Consider the following 6,065-nt stretch of genomic DNA (forward strand, 5'->3'; position numbering starts at 1 on the left):
GGCGATTGATCCCCGGGTTGAAGGAAAAGTCAAATCCTTCCAAGTTCTTGGTCGTATTGATGCCGGCTCTGCGGATACGGAGGGCGAGCTGTTTTTGAGACCGCCGTTCCACCTCGTCTTGGAGCAACCTCGAGAGAAACTCCACGTAGCTCCATTTGCCGTCGATGGCTTGCTGGTTTCGGGACTCGAGGGTGTCGAGAATTCCAGACAGGCGCAAGCGTTTCAAAAAAGAAATCAGCTGATGAGTCATTTCCATGAGACACCTCCCACGAGCGCGCCGAACAGCTCGTTTGCCGTGCGTACGAAAGTCTCCGCGGGGGGTGCCGCTTTCCTGACCGGGGCAGGTTCCGCTTCCAAGCCCTTTTTCAAAATGAGTTTGATCGTTTTATAGGACGTATCACCGAAACGGATCGCACGAGAGCAAGCCGCTTCCAGGCGCTCAGCCCCAACCTGTTTGCCAAATCGCAACAGGCGGGCTGCAGTACGGAGTCGGTCCTCGGGCCGGTGCTCCAGGTAACTTGCTACCACCTTATGGGTGCACGTGCCGATGGCCTTGGCCTCTTCCAGGCAACCAGCACGCGTCACGGTGAGCCCCGGCACTTTGTGCGGTGGCAGATGGTCCACATTGGTGACGCGCTCTCCCGCCTTGCGGGCGCGACAATGGGTGGTGATCAGTTGGTGATCGGCGGTATAAACCTCGACCTTGTCAATGCAACCACGCACCCACACGGATTGTCCAACCAACCGAAAGGGCACGGAATAATAGGCGCTATCGAAATGCACATAGCAGTCACGGCCCACCTTGAGCTCTTTCCAGACCGCCACATCGTATCGACTGCGGGGAAGTGGGCCGAGACACTTTTTCTCCACCTGAAAGCGTTCCAAGGGCACCTCTTTCGTGGTCCCGTGCTTGCGTCGCCCTGCGGTAGTGTTGCACCAGGCAAGCACATCCTCGTTGGCCTTTTGTAACGTTGTCGGCTCACGCCCCCCGAGGAAATTGCGTTTGACGTAGTGAACCCCGCCCTGTTCCACTTTTCCTTTGTGTCTCGGAGTCCTGGGTCGGCACGGAGCAATGAGAAAATCATAGTGCAACGCACACTCGCGGTAGCTCTCCTGGGCCAGTGGCTCATGCCAACAAGCGTGCACGATGGCCGCTTTGAGATTGTCCGGCACGATGCGCTTGGGTACACCTTCGAAGTACTCGAATGCATGGCGATGGAGATTCAGCCAGGTCTCGATTTTCTGATCATGCACGAACTCCACATATTGGTGCCGGCTCCAGCACAGGGTCATGACAAAGACCCAGCTTTTGCGCCACTTGTCCAATTCCGGATCGAACATCATGCCGGCATAGCCGAAGTCCACCTGGGCCTCTTCGCCCGGGGTCGTCTCCACTCGCACCATCGCATCCGGCTCATGGGGCTCCAGGGAACGAACAAACCGATAAACCGAGGAAAGGCTCCCCTGGTATCCCCGTTCCCTTAGCCGCTGATAAATGGCGGCAACCTCCACCTTTTGCCCGCGTAGGCGTTCCACCACTTGTCGAAAAGGCTCGACGGAGGAACAGTTCTGAGGAGGCTTGGAGTTTGCGAACGTTTCCTCCAGCAACTCGCTCAGTTCTCCCACCGAGGGCAACTCCTTTTCCAAAAGTCCATGTTTTTCCGCCCACCTCCGATACTGGGCCACCGTCTTTCGGTTCATCTTCAATTGCCGTGCGATCGCACGGTCGCTTTCTCGTTTCTGAATTCGGTGCAACAGTTCCCGGATATCCACGGTCGTTTTCCTCCGCTTGCCCATAGGCTGCTCCTCTCACGTGTAGGTGAGAGGAAACAATGCCCGATTTTGAGGAACCGCACTAGCACCTTACTGGACCACTTCGGCCGACAACGACTGGACCACCTCGGGTGAAAATCAGTGGACCACCTTGGCCGAAAATCCGTGGACCAGTTTGGCTGACATCTACTGGACCAGTATCGGCCGAAAGATGACAAAAACCACGTACTGTCTGAATTCCCAAAACAGGGAAGGGGGAAAGGCTCGAATTTCGAGTCCTTTCAGAACAGCAAGAGTTTTCCGGAAGTCATACACCCGAAAAGCCGATTCAGGAAAAATCCCAATCAGTAACCCTTTCGGGCATAGGTACCGGATGTACTTGCGGATAAACAGCATTTCGAGGCGGAGCAGCTCGAAACCGTAAGGTGGATTCAGGAACAAGCAGTCAAAAGCTGCCGGTCCTTGATAAGTAATTTCCCGCAGGGCATCGGCGTGGAGCACGTTGTCCAAGCGCTGCTGCGCCGCGAGGAACCGATTCTTCTCCAGCTCGATTCCCCAAGTCTCCGCACGGCCTGCCGCAATGTTGGCGAGGGCCTCGCCGTCGCCGCAGCAAGGGTCCAGGATTCGAGTATCCGGCTCGAAGTCCAGCATGGACTTTAGGATACCCACAATCTCGTTTGGTGTGGGGTAGTACCCCAGCTTTGCCTGACTTGCCAGTCGTGCCATGTTCTTTCCTCCTTTCCGAGAAGGGGAAAGAGCTGGCACGATGCACTTGTCTCCCGTGAAGGGGGAGAAGGCATGTGCCGGCTCTTCCCCTTCACGGGGTTGAATAGTTGTTTGTTCCAATACCCCGTCTGTAACGGACGGGTTCTACTAGGCCCAAAAGATTACTTCATGTTTTCCTCCTTGTTGTAAGGGGTTTATTGGCGTTGCGGATGTTTGAGCTGTATCAGCCCTCATCCGAACGCAGATAAATTGCTTCGAAAAGTTTTCAAAGAACGATCTCATTGTTTCATTTATCATGTGGTCAAAATGGCCCGCAATTCGATTCCAGAGAATTGAAGCCTTGTTTGCGAGGTTTTCTGTTTCCATTCAGCATGCTTCGTTGGTGTTATGTGTGTGGAAAGAAAACATGCCTGTCACGCTTCGGTGAGAAAAATTGCTCAGGGTGCTATGAACGAGAGAATAATCTCACCTTGGAGATATGACTTTCTGTCTTACGAAATGGACGAAAGAACGGCATGCCTTTACGATACAGTAGTTCTTTGAAAAGTTTTTTGGTATCTGCGCAGCGTTGCGGTGTGTCGTTGGTGCACGACGAGCAAATCTGTCGCAGCGCCAATAAAACTGCCCCAGATAGGGGAGGCCGAGGTCTCCCCGCTGGGGGAGACATGCGGCCTCCGTTCAGATCAGAAAGGAGGTCGTTATGACAAGTACCACGTATTCGATTCGTACTGGTTGCGGAACTCTACATCTCACCTACGTGGACGGAGAGATTCTGGCCCACCTTTCCAGGGGCGGATCATGCCCTGCCGCCGTATGTCACGCGATGGTTCGCACGCTCAACATCGCACTCCGTCACGGAGCATCCCTGGGAGAGTGTGCGAGGGAACTGAAGGGGATTGAGTGTCCCAATGCGCTTTGGACTGAAGGGCGCAAGGTAACATCCTGCATTGATGCTATCGGGATACTTTTGGAGAAAGTGGAGGTCCGCCGGACAAAGGATGTGTCTTGTGCTGCTTGAGCTTGTTCAGCATCACCTGTCCGGTGTAGCGATGATTTACGGCGATAAGTACGCAACCGCCTGCTTATTTGTGAATAGGGAAAGCAATACTTTTCCGTAAGGTTAAAACCATATTCGGAAAACGGTAAGGTGTTCCGGAACGAGAAGTTATCCGGATCCTGCCAGCAACAGCAATAAAACCAATAAACCCGTATTGCGGGGACAGAAGCGAACATGTCCCCGCAATACGGGGAAGACATGTGTCCTCTGTCTCCGCCAGAAAGGAGGATGCCATGTCTTCAATGGAATTGATGGAAATGCTGGTTGAGGCGGCAGTTCAGGTCCTTCGGGAACGAAATGAGGAGATTCCTCCCCTCCTGGATGAGCTGCGGGAAAGTTTGGAGTGGGACCAGGAACAGGAGGAATACGATTTGTTTTTCGAAGACTGGGCGTATGCCAATTAAATTAAACCGGTGACATATTCTGATTCACAAAAAAACCCTTCCGTAATGGAAGGGTTTTTTTTGTGACCGGAATATCGTACCTGCTGGGTATTCCCCGGCAGGTACGGTTTTGGAATTACAGGTTGGGATTCGTCCAGGTTGCGGTACCCTCCTGTCCCTTGTCGGTAACGGCCCGCAATTCTACGGTGTGTACACCTTCGTCCAAATCGGACTTTGCGAAAGAGAGTCTGGAGGAGCTGTAGGAAAAAGGTTCCCCGTCTATGGTCCAATGGTACTCAACAACGTAACCTTTTTCCACGGTGCAGCGTGCCCGCAGCTCCAGTCTTTCGATGCCGTCACCATAGCTTAGGATGTCGCATTTCGGATTGTCGCCTTGTGTTAGAGTTACCGGTGCGGTCGCTACCGCCTGTTCCCCGTTCTGGGTATTTATCACAGCGCTGATTGTATGCTCTCCCGGTTCGTCTATATGTATGACTGTGGAATACCTGCCTTCCTTAACGGGTTTCCCATTAAGTTTGTACTGTGCGGACTTAAAGTAATCATTTTTGGGGATGCTCGTAAGTACTACCCTGACGTATACGTCGGATGGTGCCCTGTCCCATCGGTCGTTCGGGGAAGCAACAAGTTCTGCCTTGAGTTCCGGTGCCGGTTGAATTTCCACCATGTCAGGTTGGAGCACAGTTGTGTTGCCTCGGGTATCGGTGATGGTAACCGCAGGCTGGTATATCCCCGGTTCCAGGTATTCCACGGCAGCACTATACCCGTTGTCCCTGACCACCTTTGTAGCTTCAGGCCAGTTCCAGCTGTAGCTGATTGGTTCCGTTCGGATGTTTCGCCAACCATCGGTCGTGGTTGGCATAACCAGGTAGCGCACGAGTGCAGGAACGCGGTTGTCTACCACACGTGTGGAAATCTTCCATTCGGGCCATTTGTAGGACCACGCCACAACACAGTATTGCGTCGTCCGCGTAATGTTCGGCATTTGTTCCACCCACACCTTGTACTGCAAGCACTGTCTGCCCTCTTCCTGTGTGGAGTATTCCAGTTGGTTGTCGGTAACTTCGGTACCATCCGGCAGGATCCATTTGCCGGCCAACGTTATTTCCGAGGAATATGAACTCGGAAATAGCGGTAAGATTTGTGCCGTATAGGTATAACTCTTTCCTGTTTCAATGTATTTTTTCCCCTTGATGGATGCACCACGCAGTTCGGGTTCCGATACGCGAATTCTGGCATATGCAGTAGCTGTTGTTCTAGTATTTCCTTCCGGCGCCCCAATCTGCTTTGCTTGCACCTTAATGTATATGCTGCCCGGATCTTCTGGAAGTAGTGTTATTGTGTCCCCATTGTATATTTCCGGTGTTTCTGCCTTGGGCATCACTACTTCCCATGTATATTCGCTTGGAATTCCATTTTGGGTAGTTACATTTATAGTAATCGGGTGTCCCGCAATTGTTGCATTTGGGCCACTTATAACAATGTCGGGCACATTAAATGCCTGGATTTCCAGTGCTTCGGTTTCTGTAGTTATACCGCTCCACTTGTTTGTGAGCTGAGCCTTGTAAAGTCTTACTCCGGCTGTATCCAGCTTGGGGCGGATACTCCGACTGCTTTCTTCCTCCAGTGGCAGGTATGATGTTCCACCATCTGTGGAAACATACCACACCACCTGATCTAGGTCGTTGTTTTGTTTGTTGTTTTCAAGCTTAACGCTTATTTGCGGTGTAAAAGGAACGGGACCAGAAGTGTTGTAGGTGACCAGTTCGGCATGGATTGCACTTCCATTTTTTACAGCAATCCGGATAGGCCGGCTTTCGATGGTTTGTTCGGTTGGCGATCCGTTTGCATCAAGCATTTGGCCTACGGCATGTAGTTTATGGGTGCCGGCAGGCATGCGCCCAAGGTTTAGTTCAAAGGTTCCATCTATCGGATTACATGCCACCGTTTCTCCAAGGGGCACTACTCCTTCTGACGTTTCTTCATACATCCTAATGTTCCATTGTCCCATTACATTTGCATCGTATGCATAGGTGTTCTTTTTTTTCTGCATTCCCAACCGGCCCGAAATGGTAATGTCCTGTTCCGTATGGAGGGCATCGGAAGGG

General features: G+C 52.3%; 6 protein-coding genes. 2 read left to right on the top strand and 4 right to left on the bottom strand.

Annotated features, from left to right (window positions below; genetic code table 11):
* The 3 genes from B9A12_RS16155 to B9A12_RS16165 form a co-directional block, all read right to left on the bottom strand.
* On the bottom strand, nucleotides 1–256 hold a 256-nt coding region (locus B9A12_RS16155), incomplete at its 3' end, for an ATP-binding protein (RefSeq protein WP_245802475.1).
* Nucleotides 247–1,797, bottom strand: coding sequence for an IS21 family transposase (gene istA / locus B9A12_RS16160; protein WP_084059125.1), 1,551 nt, complete (start codon nucleotides 1,795–1,797; stop codon nucleotides 247–249). The genes istA and B9A12_RS16155, both read right to left, overlap by 10 nt.
* 162 nt (nucleotides 1,798–1,959) lie before the next feature.
* The gene (locus B9A12_RS16165) at nucleotides 1,960–2,499 is read right to left on the bottom strand and encodes a DUF6094 domain-containing protein (protein ID WP_084059126.1); all 540 of its coding nucleotides are present in this window, start codon (nucleotides 2,497–2,499) and stop codon (nucleotides 1,960–1,962) included.
* 700 nt (nucleotides 2,500–3,199) lie between these two features.
* On the opposite strand from B9A12_RS16165, the gene B9A12_RS18005 reads away from it, so the two are divergent.
* On the top strand, nucleotides 3,200–3,517 hold the full coding sequence (locus B9A12_RS18005) for a TSCPD domain-containing protein (protein WP_139796692.1): 318 nt from the start codon (nucleotides 3,200–3,202) through the stop codon (nucleotides 3,515–3,517).
* 272 nt (nucleotides 3,518–3,789) lie between these two features.
* Complete coding sequence (locus B9A12_RS17145) at nucleotides 3,790–3,960, top strand: hypothetical protein (protein WP_170920683.1); 171 nt, start codon at nucleotides 3,790–3,792, stop codon at nucleotides 3,958–3,960.
* A 115-nt stretch (nucleotides 3,961–4,075) separates the two neighbouring features.
* Here B9A12_RS17145 and B9A12_RS16170 read toward each other — a convergent pair.
* A partial coding sequence (locus tag B9A12_RS16170; protein ID WP_212636982.1) for a hypothetical protein occupies nucleotides 4,076–6,065 on the bottom strand: 1,990 nt, incomplete at its 5' end.

It is taken from the genome of Desulfacinum hydrothermale DSM 13146, assembly GCF_900176285.1.
Taxonomy (GTDB): Bacteria; Desulfobacterota; Syntrophobacteria; order Syntrophobacterales; family DSM-9756; genus Desulfacinum; species Desulfacinum hydrothermale.